Here is a 19757-nt window from a genome sequence, read left to right on the forward strand (position 1 = left end):
ATGGAGAATGGGCGCAGTATGCCAGATAGATGGCAGCGAGGGAGCGCGGCCTGGCGGCCCGTCCCTCGCTTCCTTGCCCGCAGGGGGCGATTTTTCAATCAACCGTGGCGCTTATTTTTCCAGCGCCACCCTGTCATCGCGCCGCAGCGGCGCCTGCTGGCGGCGCAGTTTCGCCATGCCGCGCTTGAGCAGGTGCTCGAGGTCGTCGATATAGGTGAATACGGCCGGCACCACCAGCAGGCTCAATAAAGTCGAGGTGATCAGGCCGCCGATGACGGTGATCGCCATCGGCGAACGGAAGCTGGGGTCGGCGCCCCAGCCCAGCGCCAGCGGCATCATGCCGGCGCCCATGGCAATCGTCGTCATCAGGATGGGGCGGCTGCGCTTGTGGCAGGCGTCGACCAGCGCATCGAAGCGGTTCATGCCGGCCTGGCGCGCCAGGATCGCATAGTCGACCAGCAGGATCGAATTCTTCGTGACGATCCCCATCAGCATGATCAGGCCGATCATCGACGGCATCGACAGGGCGCTGCCCGTGATCAGCAACGCCACGAAGGCGCCGCCGATCGACAAGGGCAGCGCCGCCAGGATGGTCACCGGCTGCATGAAGTCCTTGAACAGCAATACCAGCACGCAGTAGATGCACAGCACGCCGATCAGCATGGCCAGGCCGAAGCTGGCAAACAGCGAAGCCATTTCCTGCGCGTCGCCCAGTTCGGCGATCTTCACGGACGGCGGCAAATTCTTCATCGACGGCAGCGCGCGCGCTTCTTCATTCAATTCGCCAAGGGTGCGCGAACCGAGTTCCACGTCGAGGGTCACGTTGCGGCTGCGGTTCAAACGGTCGATCTGCGCCGGGCCGCTTTCCATCGTCACGCTGGCCACGTTCGCCAGGCGCACGGGGCCATTCTTGCCGGGCACGCTCAGGCGCTCGATGGCGGCCAGGTCGGCGCGCACGCTGTTGGGCAGCTTGACGCGGATCGGCACTTGCCGCTCGGGCAGGTTCATTTTCGTCAGGTCCGTATCGTAGTCGCCGGCCGTGGCCACGCGCACCGTCTCGCCGATGGCCGCCGCCGTCACGCCCAGGTCTGCCGCCTTGGCAAAATCGGGACGCACGATGATTTCCGGGCGCACCAGCGAGGCGCTGGAATTGACGTTGCCGATGCCTTTCAGGCCGCGCAGCTCGCGCTCGACCTTTTGCGCCGCCGCCATCAACGCCACCGGGTCTTCCGAACGCAGCACCAGTTGCATCTTGACGCCCGTGTCGGGCGGCCCCACCGTGAAGCGCGCGCCAGGGATCGTATCGAGCTTGTGGCGCAGTTGCGTTTCCAGGCCCGCCATCGATTCCTTGCGTTCGGTGCGGTGCACGGTGGTCAGGGTCAGCACGGCGCGGCGCGCCTCTGCCGCCGCGCCGGGGGCGAAGGCGTCGCCGCTGGAGCCGCCGCCTATCGAACTGAAGACGCCCTTGATGCCCGGCGTCTGCATGGCCGCGTCGCGCGCCATGGCTGCCACGGCCTGCGTTTCGGCCAGGGTGGAACCGGGCGGCAATTCCAGGTTGATCTGCGTCTGCGCGCGGTCGGCGGCCGGCACGAACCCCGTCGGCAGCAGCGGCACCAGCAGGATGGCGCCGACAAAGAACAGGGCCGCGGCGATGGCCGTGACGCCGCGGTGGTTCAGGCACCAGCGCATCACGTGCAGGTAGCGCGTCATCAGCCAGCCATCCTGTTCTTCCTTGTGCGGCAGCGGTTTTAATATGTAGGCGGCCATCATCGGCGTGAGCAGGCGCGCCACCACCAGCGAGGCCAGCACGGCCAGCACGGCCGTCCAGCCGAACTGCTTGAAGAACAGGCCGGGAATACCGCTCATGAAGGCCGTCGGCAGGAACACGGCCACCAGCGCGAAGGTGGTGGCGATCACCGCCATGCCGATTTCGTCGGCCGCTTCCATGGCCGCTTGCATGGGCGACTTGCCCATGCGCAGATGGCGCTCGATGTTTTCGATTTCCACGATGGCGTCGTCGACCAGCACGCCGACGACCAGCGCCAGCGACAGCAGGGTGACGGTATTGAGCGTGTAGCCGAACCAGTAGATGCCGAGGAAAGCCGGCATCACGGAAAGGGGCAGGGCGGCGGCTGCCACCAGGGTGGCGCGCCAGTCGCGCAGGAACCACCACACCACCAGTACGGCCAGCAGCGCGCCTTCGTACAGCAGCTCCATCGAGCCGACGAAGTTTTCCTCGACGGGGAAGGCATTGTCGATCGACTGCTGCAGCACCACGCTGGGATTTTCCTTCTGCAGATCGGCGATGGCCTCGCGTGCGCCCTTGGCGACAGCCACTTCGCTGGCGCCCTTGGTGCGGAACACCTCGAAAGCGACCACGGTCTTGCCATCCTGCTCGGCCAGCGCGCGCGGTTCGGCAATGGTGTCGCGCACCGTGGCCACCTGGTCCAGACGCACATGGCGGCCGTCCGGCAGCGGCACTTCCACGCGCGACAGTTCATCGGCCGTCTTGACGGTGGCGATGGTGCGCACCGATTGTTCGGCGCCGCTGATGTCGCCCCGGCCGCCAGGCGCTTCGCGCTGCACCAGACGCAGCTGGCGCGAGACGTCGAGGGCCGACACTTTCAATGCGGCCATGCGCGCCTCGTCGAGCTCCACCTGGATCTCGCGATAGACGCCGCCCACGCGGTTGACGGCGCCCACGCCGGGTACTGTCAAGAGGCGCTTGGCCACCGTGTTGTCGACGAACCAGGACAGGTCGGGCGCGTCGAGCGGATTATCGACACCGGGTTTCGCCGTGGCGATAAAGGTCAGCACCACGCGCCCGGCGGTGGACGCCTTGGTGACGGTGGGGTCGCGCAACTCGGCCGGCATGTCCGCTTTCACTCGGGCGACGGCATCGCGCACATCGTTGACGGCTTCGGCGATCTGCTTTTCCAGGATGAATTCGACGGTCACCGTGACGACGCCATCGAGCACCTTGGTGTAGATGTTTTTCACGCCTTGCAGGGTGGCGACGGAGTCTTCGATCTTGCGCGCCACTTCCGTTTCCAGCTGGGCCGGTGCGGCGCCGGGCAACACCGCGCTGACGGTGACGATGGGCAGTTCGATGTCGGGGAAATCCTGCACCGGATTGGCCTTGTAGGCCAGCAGGCCGGCCAGGGTCAGCAGCGCGAACAGCATGATGGCCGGGATCGGATTCTTGATCGAGAGGGAGGAAAAATTCATGGCCTCTCCTTACTTTTTCGCTGCCGGTACAGCCACTGGCGTCTGAACCGGGGTTTTCACATTACGGACCAAATCTCCGTCATTGAGGAAGCCGGCGCCGCTGACGACAATCGTCGTGTCGGCCGTGATGCCGCTTACAATCTCGATGCGGTCGCTCAGGCGCCGTCCGGCCTGCACCTTGATCTGGCTGACCCGCTGGTCGGCATTCAGGCGGAAGACATAACTGAAGCCGTCGCGCACGGCAATGGCCTGCTGCGGCACCGTCAGCGCGCCCGAGGTACCGAGTTCAAATTCGCCGCTGGCGTACATGCCGGCCTTGAACGGCGCATTGTTGCCGCTGCTGGCGGGCAAGTCCACATACACAAGGGCGGAACGCGTCTGCGGATCGACGGTAGGGGCGATCATGCGCACCTTGCCCGTCAGGACGCTGCCATTGGCCGCCTTGACTTGCGCCAGGGTGCCCGGTTTCAGGTTCAGCAACTCGGTGGCCGTCACTTCGGCGCGCCATTCGAGGCGGCCCTGGCGGATCATGCGGAACAGTTCCGTGCCGGCGCCCACCACCGACCCCACGGTGGCCGAGCGCGAGGAGATGATGCCGCTGTCGGGCGCCACCACCTGCGTGTATTTCAGGCGCAGCTGCTGCGACGCCAGCTGCGCCTTGGCCGAGGCAATGCGCGCGTTGGCTGTCTGTTCGGCCGTCAGGTACTGGCTGATCTGCTGCGCGCTGATGGCGCCCGTGCTTTGCAGCGAGCGGGCGCGCTGGGCGTTGGCGGCCGCTTCCGCCGCATTCGCTTCCGCTTCGAGTACCGCCGCTTTCGCCTGCGCCACGTCGGCGTTGACCGTGTCGTTCGAGAAGACGGCCAGCACTTGGCCGGCGCGCACCACGTCGCCGACATTCACGCGTACGTCGGTGAGGCGCAAGCCGTTCGATTCGCTGCCGATGACGGCTTCCTGCCAGGCGGCCACGTTGCCGTTGGCCTTCAGTTTGATGGGCAGGCTGGCCGTTTGCGGCTTGGCCGTGGTGACGGTGAGCGCAGGCTTTGGTGCCGCGCTTTTATCCTTGGCGTCGTCGGCCGCCGTGGAGGAAGGAGAGTACAGGGCCACGCCGGCGCCCAGCATCACGCAAAGGGCGGCCAGCGCGAGCGCCATCGGTTTCAAGGTCATTTTTTTCATGTTGTCGTATCCGTCAGGGGGCATTGTTGGCGATGGCGTTGCTGCTGTTCCAGCCGCCGCCGGCGGCGCGGTACAGCGCCACCCAGGCGGCGCTGCGTTCGCGCTCCAGGTTGACCACCGTGTTTTCGGCGGCCAGGCGCGTGCGGCGCGCGTCTTCCAGTTCGATCAGGCTGGCCAGGCCATTCTTGTAGCGGTCTTCGGTGGCGACGAACGACACGCGGTAGCCTTCCAGGGCCGTTGTCGCGTGGCCGCTGCGCTCGTCCGTGCTGGCCAGGTTGACCAAGGCTTCTTCCACTTCGCGCACGGCCTGGCGCACGCCGGCGCGGTACTTCACCACCGCTTCGTCGTAGCGCGCCGTGGCTGCATCGACCTGGGCGCGGCGGGTGCCGCCGTCGAAGATGGGCAGGCTGACGGCCAACGGACCGATGCTCCAGGTGCTGGCCGTGATGCTGGTCCCGCCAGCGCGGATATTGCCCTTGCCGATGGAGCCGGCCAGGCTCAGACGGGGATAGCGCTGCGCCTGCGCGCCGCGCACTTCAAAGCTGGCGGCCGCCACTTCGCGCTCGGCGCTGTAGATGTCGGGACGCTGGCCCAGGGTTTGCGCCGGCAGTTGCGCAATCGCCACGGGCGAGGGCGCAACAAAGGGGCTGGCGGCCAGCTTCTGGCGCAGCGTCTCTTCCGGCACGGCCGACAGGGCCACCAGCGCCTTGACATTCACATCGCAGGCGGCGCGCTGTTCGATGGCGCGGCTGGCGCCTTCGGCGGCGCTGGCGCGGGCCAGGGCGGCGTTGGCGGGCGGCTGGAAGCCGGCGCCGGCGCTCAGTTCCGTCAGGCGCGCCGAGTCGCGACGCGAGACGGCATCCTGTTCGGCCACGGCCTGCAGTTGCTGGCAGGTGCGCAAGGCGTAGTACTGGTTCGCCACTTCGGCGGCGACCGACACGCGGGCCTCATGCCAGAGCGCGCTGGCGCTGTCGTAGCGCTCCTGCGCCGCATCGCGCGTGGCGCGGTTGGCGCCAAACACGTCGATTTCCCACGACGCTTGCAAGGCGGCCTGCGAGGTGGTGCCGCCGGGCTGGGCCGATTGCTGGCTGGTGCGCACCACGCTGCCGGTCGCATCGAGCTTGGGCGCCAGCGCGGCGCCGCTGGCGATGCTGTCCGCGCGCGCCTGCACGATGCGCGTGCCGGCGGCGGCGATGGTCGGGCTGACCTGCTGCGCATCGGTGATCAATTCCACCAGCAGGCTGTCGCCCTGGCCCTGCCACCAGATGGCCAGGTCCGTCAGCTTGCCGTTATGCGGCAGCGGCGCCTGCCATTGCGCGGGCGCGCTGGCGGCCACCGCCGCGGGCGGGCCCTGCAGGGCGCAGCCGCCCAGCGCCAGCACGATGCTGGCGGCGAGGGCGCGTTGAACGGTGCATCGAATAGTCGTCATGCTGGTCCTTCTGCTTGTCGTTGAGCGGTAGGGGGAGAGGGCGGAGTGGCCAGGCGCCGGCGCTCCACGTCGGCCATGGCCAGCGCGTAGTCGGTCATGCGCGCCAGCCAGGTATCGATGGCGTGCGGCGTTTCCAGCAATTGCGGACGCAAGGTTTGCAGCACCTCGGCGCCCACCATGTGCTGCAGGGCCAGCGAGGCGATGGAAAACGCCAGCCGGTGCATGTCGTCGCTGTTGTCGGGCGCACCCAGGTGGCGCGCCAGCACGCGCGTCAGCGCCTCGTGCTCGGGACGGATGTTCTGGTCGATCTCGCGTGCCCACAGGCCCGTCGGTTCGAGCATTTCGCGGCACCACAGGCGCATGCAGTCGCGCGCGATCTCGCCCTGCTGCATGGGCGCGAGCAATTGCGCATAAAAGCCTTCCAGGCTTTGGCGCAGGGTGAAATGGGGCTGCTCGTACAGGGCGATATTGTCTTGCGGGTCCGACGATTGCTGCGCGAAGGCGGCGCGGTACAGGCCCGCCTTGTCGCCAAAATAGTAGCGGATGGCGGCCGCGTTGGTGCCGGCCGCCTGCGCCAGTTCGCGCGTGGACGTCTTGGCGTAGCCCTGCTCGGCAAACAGGCGGATGGCGCTATGCAGCAGCCGCTCGCGCGACTGTTCGCCGTCGGAACGGGGCTTGCGCCCGTCGTCGGCAACTGATGTATGGGAAATGTTTTTTTCAATCATGCCGGAGATTTAAACACATATCTCAAGCGTTTGATATAACTAAATCGCTTGATTTAGTTAAGGAAAAATGAAGATAATGTAAAACGCGGGCAAAAAAAAGCCCGCGGTTGTATTCGCGGGCGTAATCCAATGTTCGGAGAACAAATTGGAGGAGACAGTCCCACTATAGCGCTGAAAATGGTGCGGTGCAATACCGTAAAACTACGGTATTGGTCTACGTTAGATGGCAAAGTATCCAGAATTTATGCTGCGGCGCACCCGAATCAGGGCTTGCTGCGCAGGGCCAGCGTAAACGTGCTGCCGGAGCCGTAGTCGCTATTGAAGAACAGGGCGCCGCCGATGGCGTTGGCCAGGTTCTGGCACAGGTACAGGCCCAGTCCCGCTCCTTCCACGTGGCGCGTGGAGGTGGAATCGAGCTGCGAGAAGGCCTGGAACAGTTTGGCCTGGTCTTCTTCCTTGATGCCGGCACCGCTGTCGGCGATGCTCATTTCCGTCACCAGCGCGCCGTCTTCTTCGCGCTGGGACAGGCTGATGCGCACCGTGCCCTGTTCCGTGAACTTGATGGCGTTGTTGAGCAGGTTGATGAGGATTTGCGTCAGCGCGCGGCGGTCCGTGTCGATGATGGCGGGCGGCTGGCCCGCATCGCCCAGTGCCATTTCCAGCGTCAGGCCCTTTTGCTGGGCCAGCGGGCGCAAGGTGTCGGCCACTTCGGCCATCAGCTCCTGGCAGTGCACGGGTTCGATCGACAGGGTCAGCTTGCCCGCCTCGATCTTGGCCACGTCGAGGATATCGTTGATCAGCGAGAGCAGATGGCGCGCGCTGGCGCGGATGGTGTTGAGTTGCTTGTCCTGGTCGGACGTCAGGGGGCCGGGCAGTTTCATCAGCAGTGCGCCGGTAAACCCGATGATGGCGTTCAGCGGCGTGCGCAGTTCATGCGACATATTCGCGATGAAGGCGGACTTCATGCGGCTCGCTTCGGCCAACTCCAGGTTTTTCAGGGCGATTTCGCGGTTGATGGTTTCCAGTTCGGCCGCATGGTGCGCCAGGCGCATGTTCAATTCGATCACCTGGCGTTCACGCGCCTGCAGTTCGCCGTTGACCTGCACCGCCTGCTCATAGGTGGAGATCAGCAAATCGAGGATTTGCTGGCGCTCCGCGTTGATGAAGTGCTTCTGGTCGCCCAGGTACAGGGCGATGCCGATTTCCACATTCTGGTTCTTGCGCAGCTTCTGGTTCATCAGCATGTGGCTGATGCGGTTGAGCAGATAGTCTTCCGCATACGGCTTGCGGATGAAATTGTCGGCGCCGCATTCGATGCCGCGGATGATGTCCTTCGGGTCGTTGAGCGAGGTGACGAGGATGACGGGAATGTCGCGCAGGGTCGGATCGGACTTGATGGCGCGGCACAGGTCGTAGCCATTCATTTCAGGCATGACGATATCGGACAGCACCAGGTGCGGCTTGCGCTCGCGGATGGCGGCCAGGGCCAGCTGGCCATTCGCCGCCACGCGCGCACTGTAGTGCAGCGACTGGATCAGGCGGCGCAAGCGCTCCGCCTGGGTCGGGCTGTCCTCGACGATCAGGATCTCGATTTCGTCAGGCTTGATTTGGTTGTTGGAGTCCACAGACCTCTCCTAGGATTTCAGTGTGGTGATGCTGGGCGCAATGAGCGCGCAATATCGACATCGTATGACTATATCGGATTTAGGTCTGCAAAAGTAACTTCCAAGTAACTATTTTGGCCACAGGGAAAGCTGTGGCCGCCTGTCAGTTTTCGCCCTGGAACTGGCCGGCGCGATACGTCAGCACGAGCGTATCGCGGTGGCCATGCTCGCCGATGGGCTGGATCGGCGTCGATTCGTGGATCACCGCCGCATCGTCGAGCAGCAGCAGCGACCATGGCTCGGTCAGGGTAAAGCGCTTGCCGTTGGGACCATTGGCTTCGAAGATGCGCGTCTCGCCGCCCTTGACCTGCTCGCGTCCGATCAGCAGTACGGCGACGAAATCGACGCCGTCGCGGTGCGCGCCTTCCGGCGTGGGGCGGCCGATGCCATCGGTCGTATCGATGCGGAACTGGTGCGCCTCGATGAACCACGGCTGGCTGCCCCTGACCTGCGAGCAGGCGTCGCCCAGCGCGCGGATCAGCTGCTGCCAGGCCGCTTGCGCGACGATGGCCGGCTCGACCGGCTCGAACAGGCGGTGCATGCCGCCATGCAGGGCGTTGTATTCCACCGGTTGCCAGTGCGGGCGGTGCGCCGTCTGCGTCAGGCGCGCGCCATCCTGCACGAAGCACGAGTGGCGCCGGCGGCGATAGCGGCCGCCATCCTTCAGGTAATTGTCCAGCGCCAGGGTATTCCAGCTTGGCTCCAGCGCGCGCAGCGCGGCCAGCGGGCAGCCGGCCAGCGCCGCCACGTCTTGCGGGCGCAGCACGGCATAGCCGTCATCGCGCAAGGCGTCCTTGATGTGGGACGGGTCGGTAAAGATCGGTGCGGAAGTGCTCATGGCGGTGCGGGCCGGAACGCGGCCTGTCTCAGTTTATCCAGCCTGGCATTCTACGACTTCGCGGCGACTCTTGTGTTACGTCCGCCAGGAATTATGCTTGTCGAGTTAAAAATTCTTTACCAGGGTCAGGCGCAGCGAGCGCGATTCCACCGGATGGAAGTGGATATCGTCGACCGGTAGCGCCTCGCCGGGCAGGCGCGAGGCGTAGTAGTAATCGATGGCCGAGTCGCGCCGGTTGGCCAGGTTGTAGCCTTCGACCTCCACGCGCAAGGTCTTGTCGATCCGGTAGGCGACGCGCCCGTTCAAGCCCACGCTGGCCGACGAGCGCACGCTGTTGTCTTCGATCAGGGGGCGCGGGCCGAAGTAGCGCAGGCGCAAAGAGCCTGACCATGGCCCGCGCGGCGTCACCGTCATGGCCAGCTGGGCTACGCCTTCGATGGCGCCGGGGATGAGGTCGCCCGCCGGATCGCTGCCGCGCGAGCGTGCCCGCGCATACGCCAGGTCCAGGTCCAGCGACAGCCAGCTGGCCGCCTTGTAGTAGCTGGAAAACTCGATGCCGTAGCGGCGGCTGGGGCGGCCCGCTTCCGTGGCGCCGGCGTCGCCGATGAACAGCAGTTCGGAATCGAAGTCCAGGCGGTACAGCGACAGCGAGGTTTGCAGGCCGGCGATGGCGGCGCTGCGCAAGCCCAGTTCCAGCCCCCGCGAGCGCACCAGGGGCGTGACCTTGCCGGCCGCCTCGCCCGTCTTCGGGTCGACCGTGATGGTCGTGCCGCGCGCGTCGTTGCTGTGAAAACCATTGCCGATGTTGAAGTACGCTTCCGTGTCGCGCCACGGCCCCGCGATCACGCTCAGGCTGGGGCTGAACAAATGGTCGCTGGCCTGGCCCGCATTGGCGGCGCGGTCGCTGCGCACGTCGAAGCGGTAGGCGTCCGCGCGCAGGCCGGCCACGGTGCGCAGCGTGCGCGACCAGCGCGTGCTGTTTTCGCCATACACGCCGATGCTCGTTTCGACGATATGGTCTTGCCGCGTGGTCGACAGGATCTGGCGCTGGCGCGTGTGGTACAGGCCATTGCGGATATTGTCGTTCTGTAGCTGCAGGCCGATGGTGGTGTCGCTGCTGCCCCTGTCCGTGTGGCGGTGCCAGGTGTGGCTGGCATCGAGGCCCGATGTCACGCGCCGGTCGGGCTGGGCGAACTGGTCGCCGTTATCGGGGTCGTCCAGCGCATACGTGAAATTCGAGAACAGGGCCAGGCGGTTGGCGATCACATACGCGCTGACCCTGGACGACACGTCGTCCGTCGTCTGGCGCCAGGCGCCCGACAGGCTGTAGCGCTGCGCCTTGCCGCCGTCGCTGGCATCGATGGCGTCAAAGCGGCCCAGGCTACCGTCCTGCACGGCGCGCAGCGGAATCTGGTCGGTGGCGTTCCAGCTGGCGTCGTACGCCATGGCCGTGACGTTGAAGCCGTTGTTGGCATAGCCTTGACTGTAGCGCAGCACGCCATTGCGCTTGCGGTAGCGGTCCGGCTGCGTGAACGGGCCATCGTTATGCTGCGCTTCGAGCGCGTACAGCAGGCTGCCGTCGCCCGCGTCAAACGAATCGGCCAGCAGGGCGCGGCGAAAGCCGTTTTGCCCCATGCCCGCGCTGGCGATGCCCTGCGTCAGGCGGTTCGCATAGATGATGGACGCCGCTCCCGCCGAGGAAAAATCGCCTTGCGCCGCCGCATACGGCCCCTTTTTGTAATCGAGGCGCATGGCCAGTTCGGGGATCAGGAAGTTCAGGTCCGTCCAGCCCTGTCCGTGGCCATGGCTGCGCTGGTTGACGGGCATCTCGTCGACGCTGGTGCGCAAGTCCGTGCCGTGGTCGAGGTTGAAGCCACGCAGGTAGAACTGGTTGGCCTTGCCTTCGCCGCTATGCTGGCTGACGATCAGCCCCGGCACGGCTTCGAGCAATTCGCCGGGCCGGTAGCTGGTGCGCGCGTCGAGTTGCTGTTGCGTGACGCTGCCCGCGTTGGCCGAATCGGCCACGCCCAGCTGGTTCAGGCGCGAACCGTCGACCAGCACGCGCTGGAAGATGTCGTCGGCGTGGGCGGCGGGGGAAAACAGGGCGGCGAGGAGCAGCGGAAGAGAGCGTGGCGTCATGGGTGTACTGGGGCTTAGCGGATCGGCAATTCCGTGTTCTGGCGGTCGAAAATCAGCGTCTGGATGCTGCCGCTGTCCTGCACGTTGAGGGTATTGCGCTGGCTGGGCAGGAAGTCGATCAGCAATTGGTTATGGATGCGCGTGGCGGGCGCCAGGCGCGTGCGTTCGATCTCCTGGAAGATCACCACATTGTCGGCATTGACCTTCATGCCGACCCAGTTCAGGCGCAAGCGCTTGCCGTCCGGCGCCACGAGGTAAAACTGTTTTTCGACATAGCGGCGCAGGGCCGCTTCGCTGTCTTCCTGGCCCAGGTCGAAGCGGCGCTGGTACAGGTTTGTCAGCAGCGCCTCGACGTCGTGGCCCGTGTAGGTGTGCACCACTTCCGTGCTGCCGCTGGCAGCGTTGTAGCTGATGTCGGCGATCCCCATGTGGAAATTATGGGCGCCGGCCGCCATGCTGGCGCAGGCCAGCACGGCGCAAGCGAGGAGGCGCCAGCGCTTCACGCCTCGTCGCCTTTGGCCGCGCCGCTGCCTTTCAACGGCGTATGAAAGTCGCGCATCAGGTTATCCTTGGGCGATTTTTCGCTCTTGAACAGTTCCAGGCGCGATGGCGTGACTTTTCTCGGCCAGCTATTGTTGCTGGTGTCGATGTCGGCCGTTTCCCAGTACGGGTCCTGCACCAGGCCCACCATCGGTTCATCGGTGATGACGACCTTGGTGATTTTCTTCGGCGAGTAGCGCCACACTTCGGCCGGCACGCGCTCGACGTACTTCTTGCCGCTTTTCAGTTCGATCTCGAGGATCAGGGGCATGACCATGCCGCCCACGTTCGACAGGTCGACCAGGTACAGGTGCTTGCCCTGTTTCAGCAAGTCCTTTTCCCACGGTTCCAGGGCGGCCAGCGCTTCGGCGTAGGCGTTGCGGTCCTTGTTGGTCACCGTGAAATCGTCGTGCTGGTTGTAGAAATCCTTCAGTTCCGGGTGCGCATCGACGCGGCGCGGCATGCCCTTGTTGGCGCGACTCGTCACCGATTCCGGCTGGGCGTCCTTTTGCGCCTTTTTCCAGGCTTTTTCCGTGGCGGGATCTTTTGAGCTCACGCCGTATTCGCTGATGCCGTCGATGCTGATGTCGACCGGGTCGGTGGTATAAAACCAGCCGCGCCAGAACCAGTCCAGGTCCGTGCCGGAGGCGTCTTCCATGGTGCGGAAAAAGTCGGCCGGCGTGGGACGCTTGAATTTCCAGCGCTGCGCATATTCCTTGAACGCGTAGTCGAACAGTTCGCGTCCGAGGATGGTTTCGCGCAGGATGTTCAGGCCCGCCGCCGGCTTGGCGTAGGCGTTGTTGCCGAACTGCAGCAGGGACTCGGAATTGGTCATGATGGGCACCTGGTCGCGGCTACGCATGTAGTCGACGATCTCGCTCGGCTCGCCGCGCGAGGCCGGATAGTTCTCTTCCCAGGCCTGCTGCGCCAGGTATTGCACGAAAGTGTTGAGGCCTTCGTCCATCCACGTCCACTGGCGCTCGTCCGAGTTGATGATCATCGGGTAGTAGTTGTGGCCCACCTCGTGGATGATCACGCCGATCAAGCCATACTTGGTGCGCTTCGAATACGTCAGCTCGCCCGTTTTCTTGTCTTTCACGGGACGGGGACCGTTGAACGAGATCATCGGATACTCCATGCCGCCCACGGGGCCGTTGACGGAAATGGCCGTCGGATACGGGTAGGCTATGCTGTATTTGTTGTACTGTTCTATCGTGTGCACGATGGCTTGCGTGCTGTACTTTTCCCACAGCGGATTGCCCTCTTTCGGATAGTAGGACATGGCCATCACATCGCTGCCGCCCTTCTTGTAGCCCTGCGCATCCCAGATGAACTTGCGGCTTGATGCCCAGGCGAAGTCGCGCACGTTGGCCGCCTTGAAGTGCCAGGTCTTTTGCGCGCGGCTCACCGTTTTCTCGGCCGCTTCCGCCTCTTTTTGCGTGACGATGACGACGGGCTTGTCGCTGCCGCGGGCCTTCTCCAGGCGCTCGCGCTGCGCGGCGGACAGCACCTCCTGCGGATTTTGCAGCGCGCCCGTGGCGGCGACGATATGGTCGGCGGGAACCGTCAGCTGCACGTCGTAGTCGCCAAACTCCAGCGTGAATTCGCCTGAGCCGAGGAACTGCTTGTGCTGCCAGCCGGCCGCGTCGTAGTAGGCCGCCATGCGGGGAAACCACTGCGCCACTTCGAACAGGGCGTTCTTGTCGTCGAAGACTTCATAGCCTGCGCGCCCGCCCAGCACCTTCTGTTCATTGATGCGGTAATCCCAGTCGATCTGGAAGACGAAATCCTGGCCCGGCTTCAGGGGCTGCGGCAGGTCGACGCGCATCATGGTGCGGTTCACTACGTATTTCAGCGGCTGGCCGTCCGCGCCTTTCAGGGCGCGGATATGGAAGCCGCCCTGGAAGTCGCCGCGCGCCAGCATGCCGCGCAAGCCTTCGAATTTCATGGTCTCGTCGCCCGCCGTTTTGGCCCACGCCTGGCGCGACGGCGCCGTGGTCATGCGGCGCGCGTCGGAATCGGGTTTGTAGATATTCTGGTCCAGTTGCAGCCACAGGTAGCCGAGGGTGTCGGGCGACTGGTTGTGGTAGGTGATGCTGCCGCTGCCGGCGATCTCGCGTTTGGCTTCATCCAGGGTGGCGCGGAGGGTGTAATCGGCACGTTGCTGCCAGTAGGCGTGGCCCGGAGCGCCGGACGCGGTGCGGTAGGTATTCGGGGTGGGCAGTACCTCTTCGAGCTGGCGGAACTTGTCGTCGAATGGTTCGGCAGCGAAAGCCGACACGGTAAAACATAGAGCCAACGAGGCTACGGAGCCGAAAGGTATGCGCATGGTCACCCTGGTGTTGTTGTAAGGAAATAGTGGCAACTATTCTATACGCAGGGTGCAGTCGTCCTTGTATTGATTTGTAATAAAGAAAGGCGGATTGTGCGCCAGCTTTTGCCTGGCGCCGTCCGGGTGATGCTTTACCTGATTTTGCTCGGGAAAGCGGCGCTTTTACTCACTTTTCATCAGGCTGTCGCGCAACTGGTTCAGTTGTTGTTTCATGTCCACAACCTGCTCCACGCTGCAATGGCTGGCCGTCAGGATGGCTTCGGGCAGCAGGGCCGCCTCGTGGCGCAGCTGGTCGCCTTGCTCCGTGAGCGAAATGATGACCTGGCGCTCGTCGCTGGCGGCGCGCGCGCGCGTCAACAGGCCCGCTTGCTCCATGCGCTTGAGCAGGGGCGTCAGGGTGGCCGAGTCGAGGAACAGGCGCTCGCCCACTTCCGACACCGTCAAGCCGTCGCGCTCCCACAGCACCATCATCACCAGATATTGCGAGTACGTGAGTCCGAGCTTGCGCAGCAGCTTGCGGTACAGCTTGTTCATGGCGAGTGAGGTCGAGTACAGCGCAAAGCACAGCTGGCTGTCCAGGCGCGGCACCTGGTGCAGCGGGTTGGGAGAAGTGGTGGTATCCATGGGCACAGTATATATAGCGCGCTATTTAATTGCAATGCGCGGCGCCTACCCGGCGTAACGCGCGCGCAGCAGTTCGAGCATGGCGACGTTCTGTTCCCATGCATCGCTGACGGGCTGCTGCGTGTACGGCAGCGTTTGCAGGTAGGGCGCGGGACCGAATTCCGGCGTAAACGTCATGCGCTCGGCGCCGGCCGCGCGGCGCAGGGCGACGATGGCATCCCACCACGCCAGGTGGGCGTCGAGCGCCCCCTTCGCTTCCGGCGCGCGGAAGTCGGCCACCTGCGGCCCCTGCGCATGGCCCACGCGCGCATGCACGTGGCGCACCAGCGGCAGCACCTGCGCCAGGGTCTGCGGCTGGTCTTCCAGCAGCGATTCGCAGGCGCAGCACCAGTGCGACAGGTCGGCCGTCAAGGGCAGGTGTGGGTACTGCCGCAGATACGGCAGCAGCAGCATCGGGTGGCCGGAAAAGCGGCTGCGGTGGAGCTCATGCACGATGGGCACGCCGTGCTTTTCCGAGATGGCGGCGGCCAGGTCGATCAGCTCCCCGTTCTGCGCCGGGGTGTAGTAATCCTTGCCCGTGTGCGTGTTGACCAGCACGGGGCGCGCCAGGCAGGCGTTTTCCAGCAGCTCGGCCAGGGCGGCGCGGTGCAGATCGAAGTCGCTGTGGAACACGGTTTCCCACTGCGCGGCGATCAGTTCCAGTCCCGCCCTGGCGATGCGGTCCGTCCATTCCTCGCGCAGGGCGGCGTCCAGCGGCAGCGACATTTCGATGCCGTCGAAGCCGGCCGCCGCTACCTTGTCAATGAAGACCTGGGGCGCCAGCTCGTTATTGCCCCAGTGGGCGGCGAAAACCTGGATGCGCATCAGACGAAGCCCCGCACGGGAAACGCCGCGTCGCGCTGTATCCAATTGTGGGCCGCGTATTCGGTCTGGCCATCGGTGGCGTGCAGGGTGTAGGCATGGCGTGAAATGGGCGAGCGGTTTGGCGCGCTGTAATGGGGCAGCAAGCCGTGGAAGCAGACCAGGGCGCCCGCCTTCACTTCCAGTGGCACGGCCGTGCTGTCGTCGGGCCAGGGCATGGCATCGAGTTTTTCCACGCGCACGGCATCGCCGTTGCGGATGAAGCGTTCGCGCAGGGGGCCGCGGTGGCCGCCCGGTTCCGCCCACAGGCAGCCGTTGTCCAGGGTCGCGTCTTCCAGCGCGAACCAGAACGTGGTCACGCTGATCGGCGTGGTTTCGAAGTAGGTGGCGTCCTGGTGCCAGCGCACTTCGCCGCCGATGCCGGGCTGTTTAAAGATGTACATCGATTGCCAGACCTGCGCGTCCGCCAGGCCCAGGTCGCGCGCCACCTCGGCCAGTTTCGGGTCGGCCGAAAAAGCGCGGAAGACGGGGTCCAGGTCATGCATGGCGTGGCCGATCTTGTTGATCGACAGGGACTTGGCCTGTTTTAACTGGCCGTCCGGGCCGAATGCCTCTTCCTCGAAGAAGCAGCGGATGGTGTTGTCGGAGGCGAGAAAATAATCGTTGGTGTTCTTCGCCTGGTCGCGCGTGGTGAAGATCGATTGGCTGACGCCGGGATCGAATTCGTTGACAATCTGCTCGGCGCGTGCGCGCAAGGCGGCGATTTCGTCCGCTGCCTTGAAATCGGGCAGGATGATGTAGCCGTCGCGTTGGTATTGTTCTTGTTGTTCGATCGTTAGCATGGCGGCGGCTCCGGAGGGCAAGGGAAAGCGCCATTGTAGGATGGGGACAGTGCGCAAACAATCGCCCGACGGTTGACAGATTGTCGCCAAAACGCAGACAATCTTTGACATGGATCAACTAAAAGCGATGGAAATCTTTGTCGAAGTGGCGCGCCAGCGCAGCTTTACGCTGGCCGGGCAGCGCCTGGGCCTGACGCGCGCCATGGTCAGCAAGACCATCATGCAGCTGGAAGAGCGCCTGAACGCGCGTCTGCTGCACCGCTCCACGCGCGAAGTGAGTTTGACGGATGCGGGTCGCGCCTACCTGGCGCCATGCATGGCCACCGTCAGCCAGGCGCAGGAAGCGGCGCGCATGGTGGCGCACGTGGCGCAGACGGGAGCGGGGGCGGCGCTGGCCGGACCGCTGCGCATCCAGGCGCCATCGAGTTTCGGCAGCGCGTGGCTGGCCGATGCCGTGGCCCGTTTCAGCCTGCTGCACCCGCAGGTGCGGGCCGAGCTGTTTGTCGACGATGCGCTGCTCGACCCGATACGCCACGGCTTTGACTTGACCATCCGCGTGGGCGGCATCCCGGACAGCAGCGCGCTGGCCATGCGCCCGCTGGCGCCGTGCCGCGCCGTGCTGTGCGCCAGTCCCGCCTATCTGGCGCAATGGGGCGTGCCGCAGACGCCACAAGATTTATTGCAGCACCAGTGCCTGCATTTCAGCCACCTGACCGACGGCACGCACTGGCATTTCCAGCGGGGAGAAGGGGAGCAGCGCGAGGATGTGGACGTGCGCGTGCAGGCGGGATTCACGGCGAACAATGGGCTGGTGCTGCACCAGGCGGCGCTGCGGGGACTGGGCATCGTCTACAGCACCACCTTCCTCGCCTGGCGCAATCTGCTCGATGGCAGCCTGCTGCCCGTGCTGTCCGGCTGGGAGCTGCCGCTGAATCATTTGAGCGCGCTGTATCCTGCCAGCCGCCAGCCGTCGCCGAAGGTGCGCGCGCTGATCGATTTCCTGGTGGCCGAATACCAGCCCGTGCCGCCTTGGGACCGCGAGCTGGCAGCGGCCGGATTTTTTAGTTGAAGGTGACGGGTTCCAGCGTCCATGCGCCATCGGCGTACACGCGCTCGTCGTCGAGATAAACGGCTTCGGTGACGGCGAAGATATCGACGTGGTAGCGCGCATCCTTGCGCTTGAACTGCGGCTTGGTGTAGACGCCGTGCTTGGCGCCCAGCGACAGGTGGATGCCGCACATGCGTTCATACGTGCCGATGTCGTTGACCAGCTGTTCGCGCGAAAAGGCGCGGTTCATGCCGAAGCCCAGTTCGCGCACCCACACGTCGCCCTCATGCGCGCGGATGATCTCCAGCATGGCGGTAAATTCCGGCGTGGCGTGCTCCGTGCCCGTCACGCGGCCCTTGTCGATGATCAGGGTGATCGGCGTGTCGGGGCGGTTGACCATGAACTGCGTGTCGCCAAAGACGAAGATGCGTACGCGCCCGTTCACCGCTTCCAGGTCCTGCGCTTCCGTAAACACTTCGCCCAGGGGGAACTGGCCGCCGATATTGTTCATGCCGCTGTAGTCGCCGATATTCAGCTTGGCCGATTCGAACGGGGAGGCAAAGACCAGCTGCTCGCCGCCGCTGTCGACCATGCCGTGACGGGCGCGGTCGATGCGGGCCTTGAGCGCATGGCCGACGCCGCGATAATAGGCGGGGTCGTAGGCCAGCGAAGCGATGTAGTGCAGTCCCTGCACGCCGGGCATGCGCGACAAATGCACGTGTTCGATCACTTTCAGGCCCCGCTTGAACAGTTCGATGCGGATGCGGAACGCTTCCAGGCGGAAGCTGGTCGACTGGATCAGCACGACGAGGCTGCCGGCGGGCAGTTCGGCAAACGCGGCCAGCACGGCGTCCGGCGTGACCTCGTCGAAATCGATGAAGCTCGCGTCCGGCAAGGCCTGGCGATACGCTTCCGTCAGTACCACGTTGAGCCAGCTGCGCTTGTCGCAGACGATCAGGGCCGGTTCGTCCGGGCGGTGGCAGATGGCCATGGCCAGCAGGTCGGCCACGTTTTGCGCGGCCACTTCGGTGGCGGCGGCGCTGATGGCGTCGAGCCGGCTGGTGTCATTCTCGGGAAGCGTCATGGTGCGAAGGTGTCTGGCGTGAAGGAATCGCAGCATTATAAGGTGATTGCTGCTTAAGGTGATTGCGGCAGGGCACACCATTCCCCATCGGGCGGAGGACCTGTGGCTGCCGCGCCCCTGATTATCTTGTGTAGTGCTTTATGGCAATGTATTATTTGAGAAATGGTATGGTATGGCAGGACATGGCAGCGAGCCTGGAAGCGGACCGGCGCAGCGGCAAAGCCGCACATGCGCACGGTGACACGCTTTCAGTGATGCAGGGACAACAAGCCAACAGGCGATGACTAAGAGTGTGATGTGATGAGCATAATCGGACAAGATATTCCCATGGAGCGGCCAGATACGGATGGGCGCGCTGCCGTATTCGTTCCCGTCACGGGCGTCAAGGAAGATGTCCTGCTGACCATACGCAAGGGTGCGGCGATCGTCGGCTTTGCCAATCACGACCGCACGATCACCGTGTATTTTGAAAGCAACCGCTTTGACGACCCCGTGCTGGCCAAGTGGGAGCACAAGGCGCGCAAGGCCTACGACCGCCTGGTCGACAATGCGCCCACCGTGTCGAAGCTGACCACCAGCCCCGTCAATTTCGAGCAGATCGGCTACATCAATGGCAAGGGCATCACCATCCGCCGTATGGAAAGCCTGCAGCGCTGGCTCGCGTATTCGGATGCGATGGAGACTTGCCCGGTGACGGATATCATTCCGCGCACGGTGATCGCCAAGATTGACGCCGTCAAGGTGTAGGTGTGCATACGGGAGCCAACAATGTTGTCGGATTACGCGCGGCTTTGCCGCGCTAATCCGACCTACTCGACCTACGCCTGACCTTGCTTATTCCTATACCACGATGATATTCGCCTGCGCCTTGAGCGGGCACGGCAGGGTGTCGTCGAAAGTGATTTCGATGGCGCTGGCGACGAACATGCCGCCGATGTGCTGGGCGGCGATTTCCGGCGGCGTGCCGGGCTTGGTCAGGTTGACGTCTTGCGCGAAGACAAACACGCGCCAGGTGCCGTAGACCTTTTGATCATATTGCAGCAGGGTGCGGTAAGCGCGCTTCAAGTCCAGGCTGCCTGCATATACGCCGTCGTTGGCGCCCGGGTCGAAGCCCAGGCCATCGTCCGTCAGCGATTCGACGAAATACAGGCCCTGCGGCGCCTGGAACAGCACGAAGGCATACAGCTCCGTGCCGCGGAAGACAGTGCCGTTGTCGCGCTTGAAACTGGC

The 19757-nt window shown here is 64.4% G+C and carries 16 protein-coding genes; 2 read left to right on the forward strand and 14 right to left on the reverse strand.

Features of this window, described 5'->3' with window-relative positions:
• Positions 1 to 111: 111 nt before the first annotated feature.
• The 12 genes from K0F86_RS23615 to K0F86_RS23670 form a co-directional block, all read right to left on the reverse strand.
• Complete coding sequence (locus K0F86_RS23615; RefSeq protein ID WP_219136596.1) at positions 112 to 3228, reverse strand: efflux RND transporter permease subunit; 3117 nt, start codon at positions 3226 to 3228, stop codon at positions 112 to 114.
• 9 nt (positions 3229 to 3237) lie between these two features.
• Positions 3238 to 4401 (reverse strand): efflux RND transporter periplasmic adaptor subunit, encoded by a 1164-nt coding sequence (locus tag K0F86_RS23620; RefSeq protein ID WP_219136597.1) that lies wholly within the window; start codon positions 4399 to 4401, stop codon positions 3238 to 3240.
• A 13-nt stretch (positions 4402 to 4414) separates the two neighbouring features.
• Positions 4415 to 5830 carry an efflux transporter outer membrane subunit gene (locus K0F86_RS23625; protein WP_257572329.1) on the reverse strand — a complete coding sequence of 472 codons (1416 nt, stop codon included), beginning with the start codon at positions 5828 to 5830 and terminating at the stop codon, positions 4415 to 4417.
• Entirely contained in the window at positions 5827 to 6555 is a 729-nt protein-coding gene (locus K0F86_RS23630) for a CerR family C-terminal domain-containing protein (RefSeq protein ID WP_219136598.1), read from the reverse strand. The genes K0F86_RS23625 and K0F86_RS23630 overlap by 4 nt, the downstream gene beginning before the upstream one ends.
• Before the next feature lie 263 nt (positions 6556 to 6818).
• On the reverse strand, positions 6819 to 8180 hold the full coding sequence (locus K0F86_RS23635) for a hybrid sensor histidine kinase/response regulator (RefSeq protein WP_219136599.1): 1362 nt from the start codon (positions 8178 to 8180) through the stop codon (positions 6819 to 6821).
• Between the two features lie 142 nt (positions 8181 to 8322).
• A complete protein-coding gene (locus K0F86_RS23640) occupies positions 8323 to 9057 on the reverse strand; it encodes a 2OG-Fe dioxygenase family protein (RefSeq protein WP_219136600.1) in 735 nt (244 codons plus the stop codon).
• A 105-nt stretch (positions 9058 to 9162) separates the two neighbouring features.
• A complete protein-coding gene (locus K0F86_RS23645; protein ID WP_219136601.1) occupies positions 9163 to 11196 on the reverse strand; it encodes a TonB-dependent receptor in 2034 nt (677 codons plus the stop codon).
• A 14-nt stretch (positions 11197 to 11210) separates the two neighbouring features.
• Positions 11211 to 11699, reverse strand: a complete 489-nt coding sequence (locus K0F86_RS23650; RefSeq protein ID WP_219136602.1) for a DUF6702 family protein — start codon at positions 11697 to 11699, stop codon at positions 11211 to 11213.
• Positions 11696 to 14065, reverse strand: a complete 2370-nt coding sequence (locus K0F86_RS23655; RefSeq protein WP_219136603.1) for a M1 family metallopeptidase — start codon at positions 14063 to 14065, stop codon at positions 11696 to 11698. Before K0F86_RS23655 ends, K0F86_RS23650 begins: the two co-directional genes overlap by 4 nt.
• A gap of 165 nt (positions 14066 to 14230) precedes the next feature.
• A complete protein-coding gene (locus tag K0F86_RS23660; RefSeq protein ID WP_219136604.1) occupies positions 14231 to 14692 on the reverse strand; it encodes a MarR family winged helix-turn-helix transcriptional regulator in 462 nt (153 codons plus the stop codon).
• Positions 14693 to 14737: 45 nt separating this feature from the next.
• Positions 14738 to 15556: a sugar phosphate isomerase/epimerase gene (locus K0F86_RS23665; protein WP_219136605.1), complete on the reverse strand. Its 819-nt coding sequence runs from the start codon at positions 15554 to 15556 to the stop codon at positions 14738 to 14740.
• Positions 15556 to 16395: a phytanoyl-CoA dioxygenase family protein gene (locus tag K0F86_RS23670; RefSeq protein WP_219136606.1), complete on the reverse strand. Its 840-nt coding sequence runs from the start codon at positions 16393 to 16395 to the stop codon at positions 15556 to 15558. The genes K0F86_RS23665 and K0F86_RS23670 overlap by 1 nt, the downstream gene beginning before the upstream one ends.
• A gap of 109 nt (positions 16396 to 16504) precedes the next feature.
• On the opposite strand from K0F86_RS23670, the gene K0F86_RS23675 reads away from it, so the two are divergent.
• On the forward strand, positions 16505 to 17464 hold the full coding sequence (locus tag K0F86_RS23675) for a LysR family transcriptional regulator (protein WP_257572330.1): 960 nt from the start codon (positions 16505 to 16507) through the stop codon (positions 17462 to 17464).
• Here K0F86_RS23675 and K0F86_RS23680 read toward each other — a convergent pair.
• A complete protein-coding gene (locus K0F86_RS23680) occupies positions 17457 to 18527 on the reverse strand; it encodes a hypothetical protein (RefSeq protein WP_219136607.1) in 1071 nt (356 codons plus the stop codon). The two genes, K0F86_RS23675 and K0F86_RS23680, sit on opposite strands and share 8 nt — an antisense overlap.
• 327 nt (positions 18528 to 18854) lie before the next feature.
• Between K0F86_RS23680 and K0F86_RS23685 the strand changes: the two genes are divergently transcribed.
• Positions 18855 to 19274: a hypothetical protein gene (locus K0F86_RS23685; RefSeq protein ID WP_219136608.1), complete on the forward strand. Its 420-nt coding sequence runs from the start codon at positions 18855 to 18857 to the stop codon at positions 19272 to 19274.
• 93 nt (positions 19275 to 19367) lie between these two features.
• Here the strand turns inward: K0F86_RS23685 and K0F86_RS23690 are convergent.
• Positions 19368 to 19757, reverse strand: a 390-nt coding sequence (locus tag K0F86_RS23690) for a choice-of-anchor X domain-containing protein (protein ID WP_219136609.1), incomplete at its 5' end; no start/stop codon positions are given.

The sequence above is a fragment of the Janthinobacterium sp. UMAB-60 genome (genome assembly GCF_900095235.1).
Classification (GTDB): domain Bacteria; phylum Pseudomonadota; class Gammaproteobacteria; order Burkholderiales; family Burkholderiaceae_D; genus Janthinobacterium.